Consider the following 17,941-nt stretch of genomic DNA (forward strand, 5'->3'; position numbering starts at 1 on the left):
AAAGCTGCGAGGCCCGATGAAATCGGACCTCGCAGTTGGATTAAAGGGAGCGGGCGTTGAGGTAGCCCTGAACGGAAATTCCGGTCCAGGCCGCCGCCTGCTCTCGGAAGGCGCTCCAGTGGTCGTAGACCTTCTTCGTCAGCGGATCCGCAGCGCCTGCGGTCGCAACGACGTCCGCAGCGGCCTCACGCATCAGCGCTGTAACCTCATCCGGCATGCGTTTCAGTTGGACCTTGTGCTGGTTGATGAGCTGATCAAGCGCGCGGACGTTGTTGACGTCGAACTCGGTCGTGAGCAAGTCGTTCTCGTAGCGCGTTGCCGCCTCGATAATCGACTTTTCCCAATCGGACATATCGTTCCAGACGTCGAGATTGATGCCGCAGGAAGCGACGGTCGCCGGCTCGTGGATACCGGGCCAGTAGTAGTATTTCGCGACCTGATAAAACCCGAGCGTCAGGTCGTTCCAGGGACCGACGAACTCGGTAGCGTCGATCGTGCCCGATTGCAGCGCTTGGAAAATTTCACCGGCCGGCAACGTGACGGCGGTCGCGCCCAATTGGCTGATGACCTCGCCGCCAAGGCCGGGCATACGCATGGTGAGGCCCTTGAAGTCGTCAGGACCGTTGATTTCCTTGTTGAACCAACCTGCCATCTGGACACCGGTGTTGGATGCCGCGAATGATTTGACGTTGAATTGAGCGCCAACCTCGTCCCACAATTCTTGCCCACCCGACAGAAGCCAAGCGTTGGTTTCGGTACCGGTAAGGCCGAAAGGCACGGTCGAGAAGAAGTTCAATGCCTTCGACTTGCCTTGAAAGTAATAATCGGCGGCGTGATACATCTCACATGCCCCGCCTCCGGCGGCGTCATAGCACTCGAAGGCCGGCACAAGCTCGCCGGCGCCATAGACACGCACGGTGATCTTGCCTTCCGACCATTTCGCGATGTTCTGGGCCATGCGCTCGGCGCTGGTTCCTTGGCCGGGAAGGTTCTTTGGCCAGGAAGTGGCCATCCGAAGGTGGCGTGTGCCCTGACTGATGGCGGGCGTGGGTAAGACTGAGGCGGCAGCAGCGGCGACAGCGACGGTTTTTAAAGCCTGACGGCGATCCATTTTGTTTCCTCTCTGATGTTCCGCGCTTCTGTTGTCGAGCGCTTTGGCAAAACCATATGGTACCTCGTTCAAACGAACAATTGTCATCAGTTCAGGTCAGTTTTGCTTCGCGCTAGGGGTAAGGCTATATCGCGTTAAGCAATTTAAGACTGTCGATAGCACTATATGTCAAATTTGCGGTTCTTAAGGTGCCTGTTGTGGACCTGTTTCAATCTGTGACGGCAATATTGGAAAGTCGACAGGGCTCGGTTGGCTCCAGGGCGACCGAACGAAATTGAGGAGAGAAAGGCGGCGGATCAGGGATTTGAACCACACGCAAACAGAGAGAAACAGAATGCGCCATTTTTGAAGCGTCGGGTCCGATGTTAAACCCGGAAATCAGCTTTGATGTTCAGCGGCGAAAACGCTCTAGAAACTGAAGATGTCGCCGATATTTTCTATGACAGCAATCAGGAACAGCGCGCCCAGCACCAGCAACATCATCCACCACACGAATTGGAAAACAATTGCTGCCGCACTAAGGCTTGCGCCGTAGACCGCGTAGCGCCAGTTCTCCCGCCTCACGCCAGACAGCAGAGACAGGACAAGACCGATGGCTCCCATCATTGGGGCCGCTACCGCCAGATAGGTCCAGATGGGGGTGTGTTCCACGATCGGCTGTGGTTTCCATAAACCGAGCAATGTCCACCAGGCGGACCGTTTGATCTCCCCGGCAATTTCGCCGATCTGCGACGCGGCGGAGGGCTGCGGCTCCAGTGCCGGGCCGACGATCTGCAGGAATACGAGCATGAGTGCGGAGGCACCGATAAGCACCGCCCAGAACCCGGTCTTCCGAAACGGGCTCGGTCCTTGGCGGGACGCAAATTCAGGCCAAATTTCCATGTGCCATATTCTCTAGTTCAGCATTTCATGGAAAAGATGCCCTTTGTCCAGGCGTTGGGACGAGTGAAATCGGGCGGAAGTTTTAGAAAATTCGAGATAATTCCCGATCCGGCTCTTTACCTCCGGACGCGTTCATAGATCACCTGGTAGACCACGAGGTGAAGGAAAGTCTTGTCGGGCATTGGCATCGGTCGATAACCCGCGACCACTTTGAGGGCCGACAAAGCGGATTTCGGGTATTCCACGCTTCCTGATGGCCAGAGGTCCAGGGCCACCACGGTTTGATCGTTCTTGACCGCGGTTTTGCGTTCGATTCCTCTATCGGATGCCACAAGTGCTGGCATGTCCTTGAATTCCTGACTACAGGCGAGGACGGTGTCTTGGATCTTCGTTGCGCGAACCTCCAAACCAGCTGTGTCGACAGGCTTCTTTTCCTCGATAACGATGTCGCATTGATAGCCGAGGAAGGGTTTTTCCTGGGGTTCTGCTAAGTTTGTGATCGGCGGTTTTTCAGGCACTCTGTATCGGCAGGACCGCGCATCGGGAAATAGATGTTGGGGCGCTTCCCCGTTCGGAAGGCCGAACGCTGAGGCGATCCTGTCTGCCTTCTTCTTGGAATTCTTTATGCCGCGGTTATCCAGGTGGTAGTAATACTCATCCAGGGTGAAATGGACCGCCATAACAATGTCACGCCATTTGCGGCAGTCCACGGAAGGGGCTTGGGCGAAGGCATTTGTCGGCAGGAAAGCTGCTAAAACCAGCAAAGTGAATATGCTGCGGTGATCCATTGAGAAACTCTGGAAATATGACATCCGAAGTGTTCAGCATATCCATATGCGTAAAAATGAAAAAGTCTTAGCATCATTGATCCCAAGGTCCGGGACCCGCGAAATAGATGAACGCCTAAGCATCTGGACTGGCCTCCTCTACCTAGCCGGTAAAGCTGACCATTGAACCCACCATTGTGCGCTCGTCGGCGTCGATCACCTCAAAGCCGAGACATTCTTTAACGGCTCTGCCCTCAGTGCAGAATCGGAAAGCAGAACCTTCGCCCCCTCTTCATAGAAGCGCTGTTCCCGAAACCGTGGGCAATGGAAGAGAGGGCGGCTAAACCGGAAATTGGGGCCGCATTCGCGGCGTAGGAAACGCTTTCGTTCCGGGGGACGATAGGTCTCATCGACCGGCATATCGCGTGCGATCGCGTCGGAGTGCCGACCGAATTTCTTCATGGCGATCGGTCCATGCAGGGTGATATCACGTCAGCGGTCTTCGAATGCAGCACCGCATAGCGCGAAACAGGAGAGTATAGAGAGGAAAATGGTGGCGGATCAGGGATTTGAACCCCGGACACAAGGATTATGATTCCTCTGCTCTAACCACTGAGCTAATCCGCCACAGCCCTGACATGCGGGCATCGCCGTGAGGCGAGGCGTTTACCTAATGGGGGGGAGCGCGGCTGTCAATATGCGAAAAGCAGGGTTTTGCTCGTCCGCGCAAGGGATCGTCGCAATGTTTCGGGGGCGGTGTTGGGATCGGCGCAGGCCCTTGCCGAATGACCCATTCCGGGCCTATGCCAATACCCAACCGGCCCGGCGTGTAACGGAACCGGTGTCACAAGAGACGGGTGGACTCTCCGCATGCATCCTTTTGTTACCGTCATCGACTGGGTCGCGGTCGCCGTCTTCGCGATTTCCGGCGCTCTCGTCGCCAGTCGTAAGGAAATGGACATCGTGGGTTTTGGCCTGATCGCCTGCATGACAGGCATCGGCGGCGGCACTTTGCGGGACGTATTGCTGGACCGCCCTGTTTTCTGGACCGTCGATCCGACGCCGATGGTGATCTGCCTGGTGAGCGCGCTGCTCGTCTTCTTCACCGCCCATATCGTCGACCGACGCTATCCCTATCTGTTATGGGCGGATGCGGTCGGGGTGGCGATCTATGGCGTGATGGGGGCCGAACTCGCGCGGTTGGAAGGGGCGGGCATGCTTGTTTCCGTCGTCATGGGCGTGATGACCGCGACCTTCGGCGGTTTGATCCGCGACGTGGTCTGCAACGAAACGCCGCTGATCCTGCGCAAGGAGGTCTATGTCACGTGTGCCGCCCTGGCGGCCGCCACGCATGTTGGGCTGAGCGCGATTGGTGTGCCGGCCGTCTATGCGGCAGGGGCAGGAATCGCCCTGGGCTTCGGGCTCAGGGCGCTTGGAATATGGAAAGGGCTTTCCTTGCCGGCCTATAAGTCGAGGCCTGGCCGGGAGTATTGACCGCCTATGCGGCAGCGACCGCCGCGTCCTGCCGCTGAATCCAGCCGCCGCCCAGCACCGTTTCGCCCTCATAGAAGACGCAGGCCTGGCCGGCCGAGACGCCGTATTCCGGTTCCGCGAAACGAACGATGACGTCTCCCACCGCGTCGGCACGGACGGTGGCGGGGACGGGGGCCATGGTGTTCCTGATTTTCACCATCACCGGGCGGGGCGTATCGGAGAGCTTTTCCGGCCCCAGCCAGTTCAAGGTGGCCAGGCGAATTTCATCGACCGCCAGCGCATCGTGCGGGCCGACCAACACCCGGTTCGTGGCCGGGTCGATCCGAACAACATAGAGCGGATCGTTGTCGCCCGCTGCGCTGCCGTCCTTGTTGCGGCCGCCGATGCCCAGGCCCCGGCGCTGGCCGATCGTATAGTTCACGACCCCGTCGTGCCGGCCCAGTACGGTTCCGTCCAGATGGACGATATCGCCGGGCTTGCCGGCATCCGGCCGGAACTTGGTGACGACGCTGGCATAGGACCCGTTCGGGACGAAGCAGATATCCTGGCTGTCCGGCTTGTCGGCGACCGGCAAGCCGAAGCGTTCGGCCAAGCGCCGGGTTTCCGTTTTGTCGTTACCGCCGAGAGGAAAGCGCAGGAAGTCGAGCTGTTCCTGCGTGGTGGCAAACAGGAAATAGCTTTGATCCTTGGATGCATCGACGGCGGCCATCAGCCGGGCGCGCCCGTCGACCGCTTCGCGCCGAACATAGTGGCCCGTCGCCAGTGCTTCGGCGCCTAGGTCCCGGGCGGTGCCCAGCAGGTCGCGAAACTTTACGGTCTGATTGCAGCGGACGCAGGGGATCGGCGTTTCGCCACGGGTATAGGCGTCGACGAAATCGTCGATCACGCTTTCCCGGAATTTGCTTTCATAATCCAGAACGTAGTGGGGAATGCCGATCTCCGCGGCGACATTGCGGGCGTCGTGAATATCCTGCCCGGCGCAGCAGGCCCCTTTGCGTTCAACCGCCGCGCCATGGTCGTAAAGCTGCAGCGTGACGCCAACCACGTCGTATCCCCGCTCTTTCAGCAAGGCGGCGGTGACGGACGAATCCACACCGCCCGACATCGCGACGACGATGCGGGTATCTTCGGGGCGCTTATCGAAACCAAGGTCATTCATGGCGCGGAATATAGGCTTTCGCGGCCCAATCGCAATATGGCACTGAAATTCCGGTCAGGAACCGTCCGGGCGGTTTAATTCTGGATGTACCCCAGTTCCCGCAACAGCGGGCCGTTATCGACGCAGAAATCCTCAATTGCCCGAACAAGGCCGTCATATTCCGGATGCCCCATGGGAAGGGACAGGGTCATCATACAGCGGGTCGCCATGTACTGTCCGCGCTCCAGCATTTCCATATAGAACAGGCGCTTGATTTGCGGGTCCAATGTCTTGACGTCTTGCGGCCGTTTGACCGGCGCATCGGTGAAATGGACGCACATCAGGGAACCCAAGCCCGTCGCCTGCGCCTTCATGCCGACGCGCTTGAAGCAGACATTAATGCGTCGGCGCAGGTCGTCGCCGGCGGCGTTCAGGGTTTTCGCCACTTTGCAGGTATAGACCTGGGTCAGCCCGGTCAGGCCCGCCGCCATGGTCAGGACGTTGTTGTTGAACGTGCCGGCGTGCAGATAACCGCCGGGGCGGGAGGGATCGAAATGTGCCATGATGTCCCGACGGCCGCCGAAAGCGCCGAAGGTCAACCCGCCGCCGAGATATTTGCCCAGCGCGGTGAGGTCGGGGATGACGCCGGTCGCTTTCTGCAAGCCGCCTTCGGAAAGGCGGGAGGTGATGACTTCGTCGAAGATCAGAAGCGCGCCGACGGCTTCAGTCTCTTTTCGGATTGCTTCCAGGAACTCCTGGTCGGCGGGGATGCAGCCGCCGCTGCCCATCATCGGTTCCAGGGTGACGGCCGCCAGATCCTTGCCAACCCGGCGGATAGCGGCCACGGCGCCTTCGGTGTCGTTATAGTCCAGCAGTTCGACATCGTAGGGGGCGTTCAGTTTGCCATGTTCCCCATCCATCAGCAGGAAGCCGCCGTGATAGCCGCCTCGGAAAGCGAGGAATTTCTCCCGGCCGGTGACAGCCCGGGCAACCGCGAAGGTCATCAGGTTCGCTTCCGAACCGGAATTGCAGAAACGGATCAGATCGATGCCGGGAAAGCGCTGGACCAGTTCCTGGGCCAGTCCCGCTTCGTAGCGGTTCGGCGCACCCAAGACCGTGCCGCGTTCCATCGCGGTGACGACTGCTTCGCGGATGGTCTGATTGGTATGGCCGTAGAGGCCCGCTGAATATTCACCCAGAAAATCGACATAGCGGTGGCCGTCCAGGTCCTCCAGCATGCAGCCGTCCGCCAAGGTCATGGTCAGCGGGGCCGGATCGAAATGCAGGACGGACCGTGTGTTCCCGCCGGGCATCCATTGCCGGGCGGCTTTGTGGCGTTCCATGCTGCGCGGATTGCGCGCGACAAACCGCGCTTCGGCCTCGGCCAATGCCTGGTCGAGGGTGAGATTTCTTGGGGTGTGGTTGGTCATTACCATGCCGGAGGTTATTGGTTCTGTGAGATCGTTCCAGCCAGCCTATCGTCTGCCCGGACCAGTGTCTACGTACCGCTCGCAGCCCCTCCGAAAGCGCGCGGTAAACCTGAACAACTAATCCTTACGATTGGGACTATCAGCCCCGTTTATAAGGGGAATGGTCATCCAGATACTCCATCACATGGGAAACCTCGTCCCGTTCCGCCACCAAAAACCGCTCAACCGCGTCGCGGAAGCCCGGATCGACGATGTGATGCGCGGAATAGGTCCGAACCGGCAGATATCCGCGCTGAACCTTGTGTTCACCCTGCGTGCCTGCCTCGACGCGGGCCAAGCGGCGTTCGATGGCGAAATCGATCGCCTGGTAGTAACAGGCCTCGAAATGCAGGAAGGGATAGCGCCCGTCGGATCCCCAATTCCGCCCGAACAGGCATTCCGTCCCGATCAGGTTCAGGGCGCCGGCGACGGGTACGTCCCGGTCATAGACCAGGACAAGCATGACCCGGTCCCGCATTCTCTCCTGCAGCAGCCGGAAGAACTGGCGCGTCAGGTATGGGTGGCCCCATTTCCGGTCATAGGTCTGCTGGTAGAACAGATAGAAGGCGTCCCAATGGCTGTGTGTCAGGTCGTCGCCGGTCAGACGTTCGATGCGCAAGCCGCTATCGGTCGCTTTCTGTCGTTCTTTGCGGATGTTCTTGCGCTTCCGGCTGCTCAATGTGTCCAGGAAGTCGTCGAAACTGGCATAGCCCTGATTGTGCCAATGGTATTGTTGCCCATGGCGGATTAGGAATCCCGCATCCTCCAGCGCGTCGGCATCGGTCTCCGTGGCGAAATTCACATGCAGCGACGATACGCCGTGCTGCCGCGTGACCTCCATCAGTCCCGCGATCAACGCGCTGCGCGTTCCAATTTCGTCTCCCCCCGGCCGTACCATCAGGCGGGGGCCGGTGACCGGTGTGAACGGAACCGCGGACAGAAGCTTCGGATAGTATTGGCCGCCTGCGCGTTCATAAGCATGGGCCCAGCCGTAGTCGAAGACATACTCACCCTGACTGTTGCCCTTCAGGTAAAGCGGCACGGCGCCGATCAGACGGCCGGCGTCGTTCTGGATGATCAAATGCTGCGGCAGCCAGCCCTCGTCGGCGCAGGCCGACCGGCTTTCTTCAAGCGAATAGAGGAAGTCATGGCTGACGAACGGGTTTTCCGGCCCGGCACAGGCATCCCATTCATCCCGCGCGACCGTGCCCAGGTCGCTTACGATATCGATGCGGACTGCTTCGTTGCCGTCTGGCATGGTGTCTCCTTGCTTCTAGAAGACATGCGTCGACGATGGCATTGGATCAAGACCTTGTTGCGCCGCGGGGAAAGATTCCAGGCGGGCGCCGCCTTGACCGGCCGGAGGATTTCATGACTCTGCCCGGCAAACGGCTGTTTGTTGTGGTGGAGGGTGCCGGATATGGGGAAGGCTGAAGAGTTCGATGTCATCGTTATCGGGGGCGGGCATAACGGTCTGACCTGTGCCGGCTATCTTGCGCGCGGCGGGCTGAAGGTGAAGGTCGTCGAGCGGCGCGACGTTATCGGCGGCGCCGCCCTGACGGAAGAGTTCCATCCCGGGTTCCGCAATTCCGTCTTTTCCTATCTGGTCAGCCTGCTGTCGCCCAAGGTGATCGCGGATCTTGAACTGTCGCGCTATGGGCTGGAAATCATGGACCGCACATCTGGCAGTTTTTCCGTGCTGGAAGGCGATCATCTATGGCTGCCGCGGGACGGTGCGAAGGCGCGCGCGGAGGTCGCGCGGTTCTCCAAGGCCGATGCGGACGTGCTTCCCGAGTTTGAGGACCGGATCGCCCATGTGGCGGAGGCGCTGCGCGCCGTGGCGGAAGATGCCCCACCCGATTTCGGCGGCGGATGGCCGGACCTGTTGCGGCTGGTTTCTCTCGGCAACCGCGTCCGGAAACTCGGGCCCCAAGGGCAGGCGGATCTGGCGGACCTTATGAGCATGTCCGTCGGCCACTACCTGGAACGTTGGTTCGAGAGCGACCCGATCAAGGGGATTTTCGGTTTCGAAGGGGTCATCGGGAATTTTGCGGGGCCGTATCAGGCCGGATCAGCCTATGTGTTGCTGCATCACGCCTTCGGTCAGGTGAACGGCCGCACCGGTGCCTGGGGCCACGCCAAGGGCGGTATGGGTGCGATTACGCAGGCCCTGGCCGCGTCGGCAAAGGCAGCGGGCGTTGATATAGAGACCGAAGCACCGGTCAAGGAAGTGATCGTCGAGAAGGGCAAGGCGGTCGGCGTTGCGCTGGAAGACGGGCGCGTGTTTCGCGGGCGCGGGGTTGCGTCGAACGTCAATCCGTCATTGTTGTTCGGGCAAATGGTCGACCCGGCCGTCGTGCCAAAAGAATTCAAGCGACGCATGGATACCTGGCGCAGCGAATCCGCGACGTTCCGGATGAACTTGGCGCTCAGCGAAGCGCCGCGCTTCTCCTCCCTGCCGGGCGGGGATGCGGATTTCGCCTATCTGAACGGAACGATCGATATCTGTCCGTCGCTCGACTACATTCAGAACGCCTTTGACGATGCGCGGGCGGGTGGCTGGGCCAAGCGGCCGGTAATCTCCATGTGCCTGCCGACGACGCTCGACGATACCCTGGCACCGGAAGGCTGCCATGTTATGAGCTTGTTCTGTCAGCATTTCCGGCGGCATCTGCCCGATGGCACGTCTTGGGACGACCATCGTGAGGCCGTTGCCGACATGATCATCGATACGGTCGATCACTATGCGCCGAACTTCAAAGCCGCGGTCGTGGGGCGCCAGATCAACTCACCCTTGGATATCGAGCGCAAGCTGAACATGGTGGGCGGCGATATCTTCCACGGCGCTCTGCATCTGGATCAGATATTCTCGATGCGGCCGGCACCGGGTCATTCAGACCATCGTATGCCGGTGCCGGGTTTGTACCTGTGCGGGTCCGGTGCCCATCCGGGCGGCGGCGTGACGGGCCTGCCCGGTCGGAATGCGGCGCTGGAGATCCTGCGCGACATCAAGTGACGCGCAGGATCCGCACCGATCCGTGGGGATAGTTACTCGACCTCGAAGACCGCTTCGACTTCGACGGCGACGTTGAAGGGCAGGGAACCGACGCCAACGGCGAAGCGGGAATGAGCGCCCTTGTCGCCGAAAATTTCACCGACGACATTGCTGGCGCCGTTGATGACCATCGGGTGCTGTTCGAAATCGGCCGGGCAATTGACGAAACCGCCCAATTTCACGACGCGCGTCACCTTGTCCAGGTCGCCGCCCAGCATATCCTTGGCGACGGCGATGGCGTTAAGCGCGCAGACGCGGGCACATTCCTGACCCTGCTCAACGGTGAATTCAGCACCGACCTTGCCCTTGTAGGCAAGCTCGCCGTTAACGAAGGGAACCTGACCGGAAACGAAGATCAGGTTGCCGGTACGTACGCCGGGAACATAGGCGGCGGCGGGTTTCGCCACGGTCGGGATTTCAATGCCGAGTTCTTTGAGACGAGCGTCGATTTGGCCTGCCATAAATTCCTCCTGGGAGTTTTGAGGGTATGTTTATTCCGTGGGGTCTTATTCACTGGGACATTCGGTGGCACCCGGTTTTGCCGTAGTGCCCGTCTGTCCGCGGGCGAAGTATTACCACCGCAAAATGGATGGTCCAACAGCGGAAAGCTTGCCGCATTGTAAATCGCAGGAGTGGGGCGTGTGCGCTACCCGTGCGGCTTCTTTCATTCCCTGGACGTCAGCGGCCTTGTTGTCTTGTTTGTGGAAAGGATGTCATGACCTTTGTTTCAGGCCATGTTGGTCTTCGACGGAGGTTTGCCGTTCGCGGAACGAGCGGGTAATGTTCGCTCAATTGTTCAAATCTGGCCGAATACCCAATCATCTTGCCGGGGCATGGCCGTTTGGGAGTTTGACGTGAGCGACCTAGCCGTCCCGGGTGTATTCAGCTTGCACAGACCAGCCGGTCCAACCGCACCGGTGGTTTTCGACTCGCCGCATAGCGGAACCGTCTTTCCGGCGGACTTCGGATCCATCGTGCCTGAGCGGATCCTGCGCCGGGTGCAGGACAACTTCGTAGACGACCTTTTCTTTGATGTGTTGGAAGTCGGCGCCAGCTTGCTCTGTGCGCATTTTCCCCGCAGCTATATCGATCCAAACAGGGCGCGGGATGACCTGGACAGCAGGCTCTTGTCTGAAGCCTGGCCCGACCCGCTACGGCCGACCGACAAATCCCGCCTGGGTCATGGACTGATTTGGCGCGCCTGTCCGACGGACCGCGCGATGTACGACCGGCGCCTGACCGTGCAGGAAGTGCGGGGTCGCATCGCGACCTACTGGGAACCGTATCATGCGGCGCTGGGTGATGAGATCGATCGCCTCTGGCGGCAATTCGGGCAGGTCTGGCATGTGAATTGTCATTCGATGCCGGCTGGCAGCAGCCCCATCGTCGCGCGGCGCGGTGGATCGCAGCGCGCCGATATCGTGATCGGCGACCGCGACGGCCGGTCATCCGATCCGGAATTCACCTCCTTCGTTCGCGACCGATTGGAACAGCGTGGCTATTCCGTTCGGCTGAACGACCCGTACAAGGGCGCCTATCTTGTCGAAGCCTATGCCGCCCCGGCAGTCGGCCGCAGCAGTATCCAAATGGAAATCAATCGGTCGATCTATATGAATGAAGGCACGCTGGAGAAGTCTGACAATTTCGAAGTGTTGCGGCGTGACCTTGCCGCGGTTGCGGAGGAAATAGCCGGCTTTGCCCTGGACCGAACCATGCCGCAGGCGGCGGAGTGATCGCATGATTGTCATTCACGGATTGAAGAACTGCGACACTTGCAAGAAAGCTCGGAAATGGGCTGAACAGGAAGGGCTGGAGCACAGCTTCCATGATGTTCGCGCGGATGGTTTGACCGCTGAAATGATCGACAAATGGTTGGGGCAAGTGTCCTGGGAACTCTTACTCAACCGCCGCGGCACAACTTGGCGCGGATTGGACGAGGCGGTAAAGGCAAGCGTCGATGCATCCCAGGCGCGTGATTTGATGCTGGAACATCCGGCGCTGATTAAGCGGCCGGTCTTCGACCATGACGGTACGGTCAGTGTCGGCTTTACCGATGCGGTCAAGCAGGGCCTGAAGGGCTAGTGGGCGGGCGGCACGATCATCCGCGACGTCGGTTTGGTTTCGCGTGACGACCGATCAGTTCCGGCGGTTGCTTCCTAACCCATTTCACGAATGTTTGAATGTCCGGATGGGCCAGCAAGGCCTCGGCGCTGGAAAATTCCTTCGCCAAAGTGTCTTCCGAAAAAAGGGAATGGATTTTCTTGTGGCAGATGCGGTGGAGCGTGGACCAGCCGCTGCCGCCTTTGGAACGCGGTATCCAATGATGCCGGTCGATGCTGGGGCCTTCTATCAACGGGCGGCCGCATATCGGGCAAGGGCCTAGAGTTGCGGGCTGGGTGCGGACCGGCATCGGCGAAAGTCCGATGGCGGTGCTACACTTCGATGAAGCTGTCGACGTATGTCTTGTAGGTCTGCCGCTTCGGCTTTTCCCAATCCGCTTCACTCAGATAGGTTATCGAGCTTTTGCCCAGATATGTCCGGGGCAAAACCATGACACGGATGAAACCGGTCATCTTTTCCTTCGACGCCACGCCGGTGACGGAAATCGTGCCCGGTTCGAACCAGGCGTCGTTCGGGCCGAAAACCTGCCGCTCCCCATCGATGTCCAGGGTCAGTTTTCCGCAATGCAAGCAGCGTATGCCGGGGCCGGCATGGGTGTGGTCGTAAATCTGGCAATTCAGCGGAAAGTTCACCGCGTCGCACCTGATCAGGTAGCCATGCGGTTGTTCAAGGGTCACTTCCTCTTGAATTTTCAATTCGCTGGAAACGGCGCCGATCGGTTGACCGCCCGGCTCGTCGCCGTTCCTGAACAATTCGAACCGCCAGATGATGGCGCCGTCCATCGATCCGGTGACCGTGACGGGGTCCTGACTATGGGTTGCCCCGTCGCACAACAGTTCCGTCTGTTGCCCGCTGATCGAGAAACCGCCGAAACGGCAATAAAGGATGCGATGACAGGCGCCGGGATAGGTGGCCGTTTCACCTTGCCCGATCCGATCGTGATACAATCGCAGCGTATGCGTCCCGCCCAAGATCTGCTCCTTGTACTCGTGGAGGATACGACGCCGGGTCGGCGTGTCGCCTCTTCTTTGCCGGTCTTAAATGCCGCCTATGCAAATGTATTTCAGCTCGACCCACTCATCCATCCCGTAATGGGATCCTTCCCGTCCCAATCCGGATTCCTTGACGCCGCCGAAAGGCGCGACTTCGGTGGAGATCAGTCCGCTGTTCACCCCGACCATGCCGTATTCCAGCCCTTCCGAAACGCGCCAAGTGCGGGCGTTGTCGCGGGAGTAGAAATAGGCGGCCAGTCCATATGGGGTGTCGTTCGCCATCCGCACCGCGTCTTTTTCATCCTTGAACCGGATGATGGAGGCGACGGGTCCGAAGATCTCGTCATTGGCGATTTCCATATCCGAATTGACCCCGGTCAGGATCGTCGGCGTGTAGAAGCTGCCACCGAGGGGCGAGGGGTCCCCGCCCAGGGTTGTGGTCGCGCCGGAAGCTTTCGCCGAGGAGACCAGGCTTTCAACCTTGGTAATAGCCTTTTCGTCGATCAGCGGTCCGATGGTCACACCTTCTTCAAGACCGTTGCCCACCTTGAGGGCTGATACCGCCGCACCGAGCTTGTCCAAGTAACGGTCATAAATGTCGTCTTGGACGAAGATACGGTTCGCGCAGACGCATGTCTGTCCGGCATTGCGGAACTTCGAAATCATCGTGCCTTCGATGGCGGCGTCCAAATCCGCATCGTCGAAGACGATGAAAGGCGCATTCCCGCCAAGTTCCAGGCTGACCTTCTTCACGGTGCCCGCTGCCTGTTCCATCAGCGTCTTACCGACCTGTGTGGACCCGGTGAAACCGAGTTTGCGGATCGTCGGATTGGTCGCCAATTCTGTGCCGATTTCGCGTGCATTGTTGCCGGTGACGACCGAAAGGATGCCGGCAGGCACCCCGGCGCGCTCGGCCAGTTCGGCCATTGCGAGCGCCGAGAGCGGCGTCAGCTGAGCCGGTTTCACAACCATCGCACAGCCGCTGGCAAGGGCGGGACCGGCTTTCCGGGTGATCATCGCGGCCGGGAAGTTCCAAGGCGTGATGCCGGCGGTGACGCCGATCGGCTGCTTGATAACCAGAATGCGGTTGTCCGCGCGATGCTGGGGGATGGTGTCGCCGTAGAGCCGTTTGGCTTCCTCGCCAAACCATTCGATGAACGAGGCGGCATAGGCAACCTCACCCTTCGCTTCGGCCAACGGCTTACCCTGTTCCAGGGTCATGATCATGCCAAGATCGTCCTGATGTTCCATCATCAGGTCGAACCATTTGCGCATGATGGCTGCACGTTCCTTACCGGTGCGTGCTGCCCAGGCGGGTTGAGCCTTTTCCGCTGCGGCGATCGCGGCGCGGGTATCGTCCGCCGTGCAGCAGGTGACATCGGCCAAGCGTTCCTGCGTGGCCGGGTTCATGACGGGATAGGTCGCGCCATTGGCGGCGTCGGTCCATTTACCGTTGATATAGGCCTTGGAGCGTAAAAGCGTGGGGTCGTTCAATTGCATTAATCTGTCTCCCTTGGGGCGGGCCCGTTGACCGGGCCCTAAATTGTCAACGCTAAGGTTCGTCCCCTATACAGCGAGGTAGCGCTTTCGGACGGCATCGTCCAGGGCTAGCTCGCTCATGGACCCTTCATACTGTAGTGAGCCACTTTCAATAATGGCAGCCCGGTCTGCAACCTTGGCGGTGAAGACCGTGTTCTGCTCGCATAGCAGTATACCCAACCCTTCCTGTTTAAGGGTTTTCACGACCTGCGCCAGGGCATCGACGATGACAGGCGCCAGCCCCTCGGACGGTTCGTCGAGCAACAGCATTCGAGGGTTGCCCATCAACGTTCTGGCCAACGCCAGCATTTGTTGTTCGCCGCCGCTCAACTGCGCCGCATGCCGGTCCCGCGCGGGCGCCAGGTTCGGGAACAGGTCGAACAGCTTTTTCGGCGTCCATGCATCGGTGCCATCGGCAGGCCTGCGTCCGGCCTCCAGGTTTTCCGAGACCGTCAGGCCGGTGAAGATGCGCCGGTCTTCCGGCACATAACCGATGCCGGTGCGAGCGCGGGCATGGACCGGGCGGTTCGACACCGTGACCCCGTCCATCGAAACGCTGCCGCTTCGCAAGTGAAGCATGCCCATAACGGCCTTCAAGGTCGTCGATTTGCCGGCCCCGTTGCGGCCCAAAAGCGCGACGACCTGGCCCGGTGCGACCGTCAGCGATATGTCCCGGATCGCCAGGGCCTGCCCATAGCCGGCCGAAATATTTTCAATCGTAAGGCCGTTGGCGGCCTGGGGCGAAGTCATGCTTCCTCCCCCAAATACACGGCCTGTACGGCAGGGTCGGCGCGAATTTCATCCGGCGTGTCGAGGGCGAGGACCTGCCCCTTATTCAGGACCAAAATCCTGTCGGCATGATTGAAGACGACGTCCATGTCATGTTCGGTGAACAGAACGCTGATGCCCGATTTGTCGGCAAGCGACCGCACCAGGCGCATCATCTGTTGGCGGCCGTCGGGCGCCATTCCCGCCGTCGGTTCATCCATCAACAACAGCCTTGGCCGGTTGGCGAGTGCGAGGGCAAGTTCCACCCGTTTCAAGTCGCCATAGGAAAGCGCGCGGCATTCCGTGTTCAAGAAGTCCTGGAGGCCGACGGAGGCAGCGAGTTCATCCGCTTCCTCGCCCTTGTATCGGCGGGCGGGAAACAGGAAGGATGCGGTCCTGCCGTCGCGCGACAGCAGCGCCGTCTGCAGTACTTCCCTGACGTTCATCGACTGGAATACCGCGGCGATCTGGAAGGTTCTGCCGATACCGGATCGAAACAGTTTTTGCGGGGTATCGCGGGTGATATCGGTCCCGTCGAACAGGACCGTCCCCATATCGGGTTCGATCTGTCCCCCGATCATGTTGAAGCAAGTAGACTTGCCTGCGCCGTTCGGGCCGATGATGGCCAGCATCTCCGTCCGCGCCACGTCGAAGGAAACATTGTCGACGGCGCTGACGGCGCCGAAGCGTTTGGACAGGCGTTGCACATCCAACAGCGTCATATGCGCCTCCGCATGGCAAAGGCCCGTATCATGGCTGGCAGGCCGGAAAGGCCGGCGGGCGCGAGGGTCGAGACCAGGATGATCACGATGCCCAGCAGCAGACGCCACTGATCGAAACGGGACAGTTGGTCGTGCAACAGGGTGAAGGCGGCGGATCCCAGCACCGGTCCGGCGAGATGGCCGACCCCGCCTAGCAGGACCATTACCAACGCGTCGACCGATCGAGGAATGGCGGCCTCGTCGGGAAAGATGCTGCCTTTGGAAAAGACGAATAACGCGCCGGCCAATCCGGCGGCAGCACCGGCCAGGGCAAAGGCGAGCCATTGCTGGTGCATGACGTCAATGCCGATGGCCTCGGCACGGGCTTTCGCATCGCGTCCCGCGCGCAAGGCGAAACCGAACGGCGCATGCACCGCGCGGCGCAGCAGCAATATCGCGGCAAGGGATAGGGCGAGTGTCAGATAGTAATAGACCATGCGGCTGTCCGCCCAGTCGCTGGGCCACAGACCCAACAGACCGTCATCGCCGCCGGTGAGATCGGTCCATTGTACGCAAAGCGACCAGACGATTTGTGCTACCGCCAATGTCAGCATGGCAAAGTAGATGCCGCTCAAACGGACGCAGAACCAGCCGAACAACAGGGCGGCTGCACCCGCAAGGACCGGCGCCGAGGCCAAGGCGATTTCCATGCCGGGCCCGTCGATCTGTTGAGAGATCAATGCCGCTGCATAGGCGCCGATGGCGAAATAGGCGGCATGGCCAAAACTGACCAGCCCCGCCGGGCCGAGCAGGAAATGGAGAGAGGTGGCGAACAAGGCCGCGACGGCGATATCGGTCGCCAGCACCAGAATGAAATCGTCCTGTGCGAGAGGCAGCAGCAGGGCGCCGATCAGGACAACGGACCAGATTGCTTTTTCCATGGCCCCGGCCGCGGGATAGCCCGCGCCGGGCGTATGGCCGCGTTCCGCGCGTTCCGGCTGCCCGAACAACCCATGGGGACGCAGCAGCAGGACAACCGCCATCACCAGGAACATCAGGACGAGAGTGGCCTGCGGCAACAGGACGACACCGAAAGTATTCGCAAGCCCGATGACGACGGCCGCGACATAGGCGCCGGTCAGGCTGCCCATTCCGCCGACCACGACGACGACGAAGGCAGGCGCAATGACGGTGAGATCCATCATCAAGTCCGCCCCGCCCTTCGGCAATTGCAGCGCCCCGCCGAGGCCGGCCAAGGCGGACCCCAGGAAGAAGACACCGGTGAAAAGGATGCGTTGATCGATGCCCAACGCAGCGGCCATTTCCCGGTCTTCGGTGGCGGCGCGGACCAGGATGCCCCAGCGCGTCTTATTCAGCAGCAACCAGACCAGACCCAAGACGACGGGGCCGGCCGCGATCAGGAAGAAGTCGTAACTGGGGATCTGTGTTCCCAGCAATTCCACAGCGCCGCTTAATCCCGGGGCGCGCTGACCCAACCGGTCTTCCGGTCCCCATACCAGCAAGGTGAGATCTTCGATGATCAAAACCAGCCCAAAGGTGACGAGCAATTGAAACAGCGGCGGCGCTTTGTAGACCGGCTTAAGGACGGTGATTTCGGCCAGGGCTCCTATCATGCCCACGGCAAGCGCGCTTAACAGGATGGATGGCCAGAACCCCAGTCCGGACGCGCCGAACGCCTCGGTCAGCGTATAGGCGATATAGGCCCCCAGCATGTAGAAGGAGCCATGGGCGAAGTTGACGATTTTCGTGACACCGAAAATCAGCGACAGGCCCGCCGCGATGAAGAACAGGACGGACGCGCCGGCGAGCCCGGTTAGAATTTGTCCGGTCAACATGGGGATACCTTGTCCAGCGCGATCATTTGAATGGCGCTGCGAGCCGCG

General features: G+C 60.2%; 17 protein-coding genes and 1 tRNA gene. 4 read left to right on the forward strand and 14 right to left on the reverse strand.

All coding sequences use genetic code 11. The features are described from left to right. Positions 1-40: 40 nt before the first annotated feature. From EOI86_RS03035 to EOI86_RS03050, 4 genes are all read right to left on the reverse strand, one after another. Positions 41-1,111 (reverse strand): TRAP transporter substrate-binding protein, encoded by a 1,071-nt coding sequence (locus tag EOI86_RS03035; protein ID WP_127763655.1) that lies wholly within the window; start codon positions 1,109-1,111, stop codon positions 41-43. A gap of 408 nt (positions 1,112-1,519) precedes the next feature. Then, entirely contained in the window at positions 1,520-1,993 is a 474-nt protein-coding gene (locus tag EOI86_RS03040; protein WP_127763656.1) for a hypothetical protein, read from the reverse strand. 116 nt (positions 1,994-2,109) lie between these two features. After that, positions 2,110-2,781 carry a hypothetical protein gene (locus tag EOI86_RS03045; protein WP_127763657.1) on the reverse strand — a complete coding sequence of 224 codons (672 nt, stop codon included), beginning with the start codon at positions 2,779-2,781 and terminating at the stop codon, positions 2,110-2,112. Between the two features lie 530 nt (positions 2,782-3,311). Continuing rightward, positions 3,312-3,387: transfer RNA gene (locus tag EOI86_RS03050), tRNA-Met, on the reverse strand. 243 nt (positions 3,388-3,630) lie between these two features. On the opposite strand from EOI86_RS03050, the gene EOI86_RS03055 reads away from it, so the two are divergent. Beyond that, positions 3,631-4,254, forward strand: a complete 624-nt coding sequence (locus EOI86_RS03055) for a trimeric intracellular cation channel family protein (RefSeq protein ID WP_127763658.1) — start codon at positions 3,631-3,633, stop codon at positions 4,252-4,254. Positions 4,255-4,258: 4 nt separating this feature from the next. Here EOI86_RS03055 and mnmA read toward each other — a convergent pair whose 3' ends face one another. The 3 genes from mnmA to EOI86_RS03070 form a co-directional block, all read right to left on the reverse strand. Further along, positions 4,259-5,413, reverse strand: a complete 1,155-nt coding sequence (mnmA, locus tag EOI86_RS03060; protein WP_127763659.1) for a tRNA 2-thiouridine(34) synthase MnmA — start codon at positions 5,411-5,413, stop codon at positions 4,259-4,261. Positions 5,414-5,487: 74 nt separating this feature from the next. Next, the gene (locus EOI86_RS03065; RefSeq protein ID WP_205032036.1) at positions 5,488-6,822 is read right to left on the reverse strand and encodes an aspartate aminotransferase family protein; all 1,335 of its coding nucleotides are present in this window, start codon (positions 6,820-6,822) and stop codon (positions 5,488-5,490) included. A gap of 139 nt (positions 6,823-6,961) precedes the next feature. Then, positions 6,962-8,119, reverse strand: coding sequence for a GNAT family N-acetyltransferase (locus EOI86_RS03070; RefSeq protein WP_127763661.1), 1,158 nt, complete (start codon positions 8,117-8,119; stop codon positions 6,962-6,964). Positions 8,120-8,281: 162 nt separating this feature from the next. Between EOI86_RS03070 and EOI86_RS03075 the strand changes: the two genes are divergently transcribed. After that, a complete protein-coding gene (locus EOI86_RS03075) occupies positions 8,282-9,877 on the forward strand; it encodes a phytoene desaturase family protein (RefSeq protein WP_127763662.1) in 1,596 nt (531 codons plus the stop codon). A gap of 32 nt (positions 9,878-9,909) precedes the next feature. Here the strand turns inward: EOI86_RS03075 and EOI86_RS03080 are convergent, their stop codons facing one another. Beyond that, positions 9,910-10,377, reverse strand: a complete 468-nt coding sequence (locus EOI86_RS03080) for a RidA family protein (RefSeq protein WP_127763663.1) — start codon at positions 10,375-10,377, stop codon at positions 9,910-9,912. Positions 10,378-10,770: 393 nt separating this feature from the next. Here EOI86_RS03080 and EOI86_RS03085 point away from each other — a divergent pair, with 393 nt between their 5' ends. Then, positions 10,771-11,649, forward strand: coding sequence for an N-formylglutamate amidohydrolase (locus EOI86_RS03085; RefSeq protein WP_161973662.1), 879 nt, complete (start codon positions 10,771-10,773; stop codon positions 11,647-11,649). A 4-nt stretch (positions 11,650-11,653) separates the two neighbouring features. Continuing rightward, positions 11,654-11,998 (forward strand): ArsC family reductase, encoded by a 345-nt coding sequence (locus EOI86_RS03090; protein ID WP_127763665.1) that lies wholly within the window; start codon positions 11,654-11,656, stop codon positions 11,996-11,998. Positions 11,999-12,014: 16 nt separating this feature from the next. On the opposite strand, the gene EOI86_RS03095 is transcribed toward EOI86_RS03090, so the two are convergent. The 6 genes from EOI86_RS03095 to EOI86_RS03120 all read right to left on the reverse strand — a co-directional run bounded on the left by EOI86_RS03095 (position 12,015) and on the right by EOI86_RS03120 (position 17,893). Continuing rightward, positions 12,015-12,326: an HNH endonuclease signature motif containing protein gene (locus EOI86_RS03095; protein WP_127763666.1), complete on the reverse strand. Its 312-nt coding sequence runs from the start codon at positions 12,324-12,326 to the stop codon at positions 12,015-12,017. Between the two features lie 22 nt (positions 12,327-12,348). Further along, positions 12,349-13,008 carry a hypothetical protein gene (locus EOI86_RS03100; RefSeq protein ID WP_127763667.1) on the reverse strand — a complete coding sequence of 220 codons (660 nt, stop codon included), beginning with the start codon at positions 13,006-13,008 and terminating at the stop codon, positions 12,349-12,351. Between the two features lie 66 nt (positions 13,009-13,074). Beyond that, a complete protein-coding gene (locus EOI86_RS03105; RefSeq protein ID WP_127763668.1) occupies positions 13,075-14,529 on the reverse strand; it encodes an NAD-dependent succinate-semialdehyde dehydrogenase in 1,455 nt (484 codons plus the stop codon). Between the two features lie 66 nt (positions 14,530-14,595). Further along, complete coding sequence (locus tag EOI86_RS03110) at positions 14,596-15,318, reverse strand: ABC transporter ATP-binding protein (protein ID WP_127763669.1); 723 nt, start codon at positions 15,316-15,318, stop codon at positions 14,596-14,598. After that, a complete protein-coding gene (locus EOI86_RS03115) occupies positions 15,315-16,058 on the reverse strand; it encodes an ABC transporter ATP-binding protein (protein ID WP_127763670.1) in 744 nt (247 codons plus the stop codon). Before EOI86_RS03115 ends, EOI86_RS03110 begins: the two co-directional genes overlap by 4 nt. Further along, on the reverse strand, positions 16,055-17,893 hold the full coding sequence (locus EOI86_RS03120; protein ID WP_127763671.1) for an ABC transporter permease: 1,839 nt from the start codon (positions 17,891-17,893) through the stop codon (positions 16,055-16,057). The genes EOI86_RS03115 and EOI86_RS03120 overlap by 4 nt, the downstream gene beginning before the upstream one ends. Positions 17,894-17,941: the final 48 nt, after the last annotated feature.

It is taken from the genome of Hwanghaeella grinnelliae, from assembly GCF_004005845.1.
Lineage (GTDB): Bacteria > Pseudomonadota > Alphaproteobacteria > UBA8366 > Aestuariispiraceae > Hwanghaeella > Hwanghaeella grinnelliae.

Excerpts from the sequence above, each read along its gene's own strand:
- EOI86_RS03110 (WP_127763669.1), bottom strand. The coding sequence starts at position 15,318 with ATGACTTCGCCCCAGGCCGCCAACGGCCTTACGATTGAAAATATTTCG.
- EOI86_RS03045 (WP_127763657.1), bottom strand. The coding sequence starts at position 2,781 with ATGGATCACCGCAGCATATTCACTTTGCTGGTTTTAGCAGCTTTCCTG.
- EOI86_RS03075 (WP_127763662.1), top strand. The coding sequence starts at position 8,282 with ATGGGGAAGGCTGAAGAGTTCGATGTCATCGTTATCGGGGGCGGGCAT.
- EOI86_RS03095 (WP_127763666.1), bottom strand. The coding sequence starts at position 12,326 with ATGCCGGTCCGCACCCAGCCCGCAACTCTAGGCCCTTGCCCGATATGC.
- EOI86_RS03040 (WP_127763656.1), bottom strand. The coding sequence starts at position 1,993 with ATGGAAATTTGGCCTGAATTTGCGTCCCGCCAAGGACCGAGCCCGTTT.
- EOI86_RS03120 (WP_127763671.1), bottom strand. The coding sequence starts at position 17,893 with ATGTTGACCGGACAAATTCTAACCGGGCTCGCCGGCGCGTCCGTCCTG.
- EOI86_RS03105 (WP_127763668.1), bottom strand. The coding sequence starts at position 14,529 with ATGCAATTGAACGACCCCACGCTTTTACGCTCCAAGGCCTATATCAAC.
- EOI86_RS03065 (WP_205032036.1), bottom strand. The coding sequence starts at position 6,822 with ATGACCAACCACACCCCAAGAAATCTCACCCTCGACCAGGCATTGGCC.
- mnmA (WP_127763659.1), bottom strand. The coding sequence starts at position 5,413 with ATGAATGACCTTGGTTTCGATAAGCGCCCCGAAGATACCCGCATCGTC.
- EOI86_RS03070 (WP_127763661.1), bottom strand. The coding sequence starts at position 8,119 with ATGCCAGACGGCAACGAAGCAGTCCGCATCGATATCGTAAGCGACCTG.
- EOI86_RS03080 (WP_127763663.1), bottom strand. The coding sequence starts at position 10,377 with ATGGCAGGCCAAATCGACGCTCGTCTCAAAGAACTCGGCATTGAAATC.
- EOI86_RS03035 (WP_127763655.1), bottom strand. The coding sequence starts at position 1,111 with ATGGATCGCCGTCAGGCTTTAAAAACCGTCGCTGTCGCCGCTGCTGCC.
- EOI86_RS03055 (WP_127763658.1), top strand. The coding sequence starts at position 3,631 with ATGCATCCTTTTGTTACCGTCATCGACTGGGTCGCGGTCGCCGTCTTC.
- EOI86_RS03115 (WP_127763670.1), bottom strand. The coding sequence starts at position 16,058 with ATGACGCTGTTGGATGTGCAACGCCTGTCCAAACGCTTCGGCGCCGTC.
- EOI86_RS03090 (WP_127763665.1), top strand. The coding sequence starts at position 11,654 with ATGATTGTCATTCACGGATTGAAGAACTGCGACACTTGCAAGAAAGCT.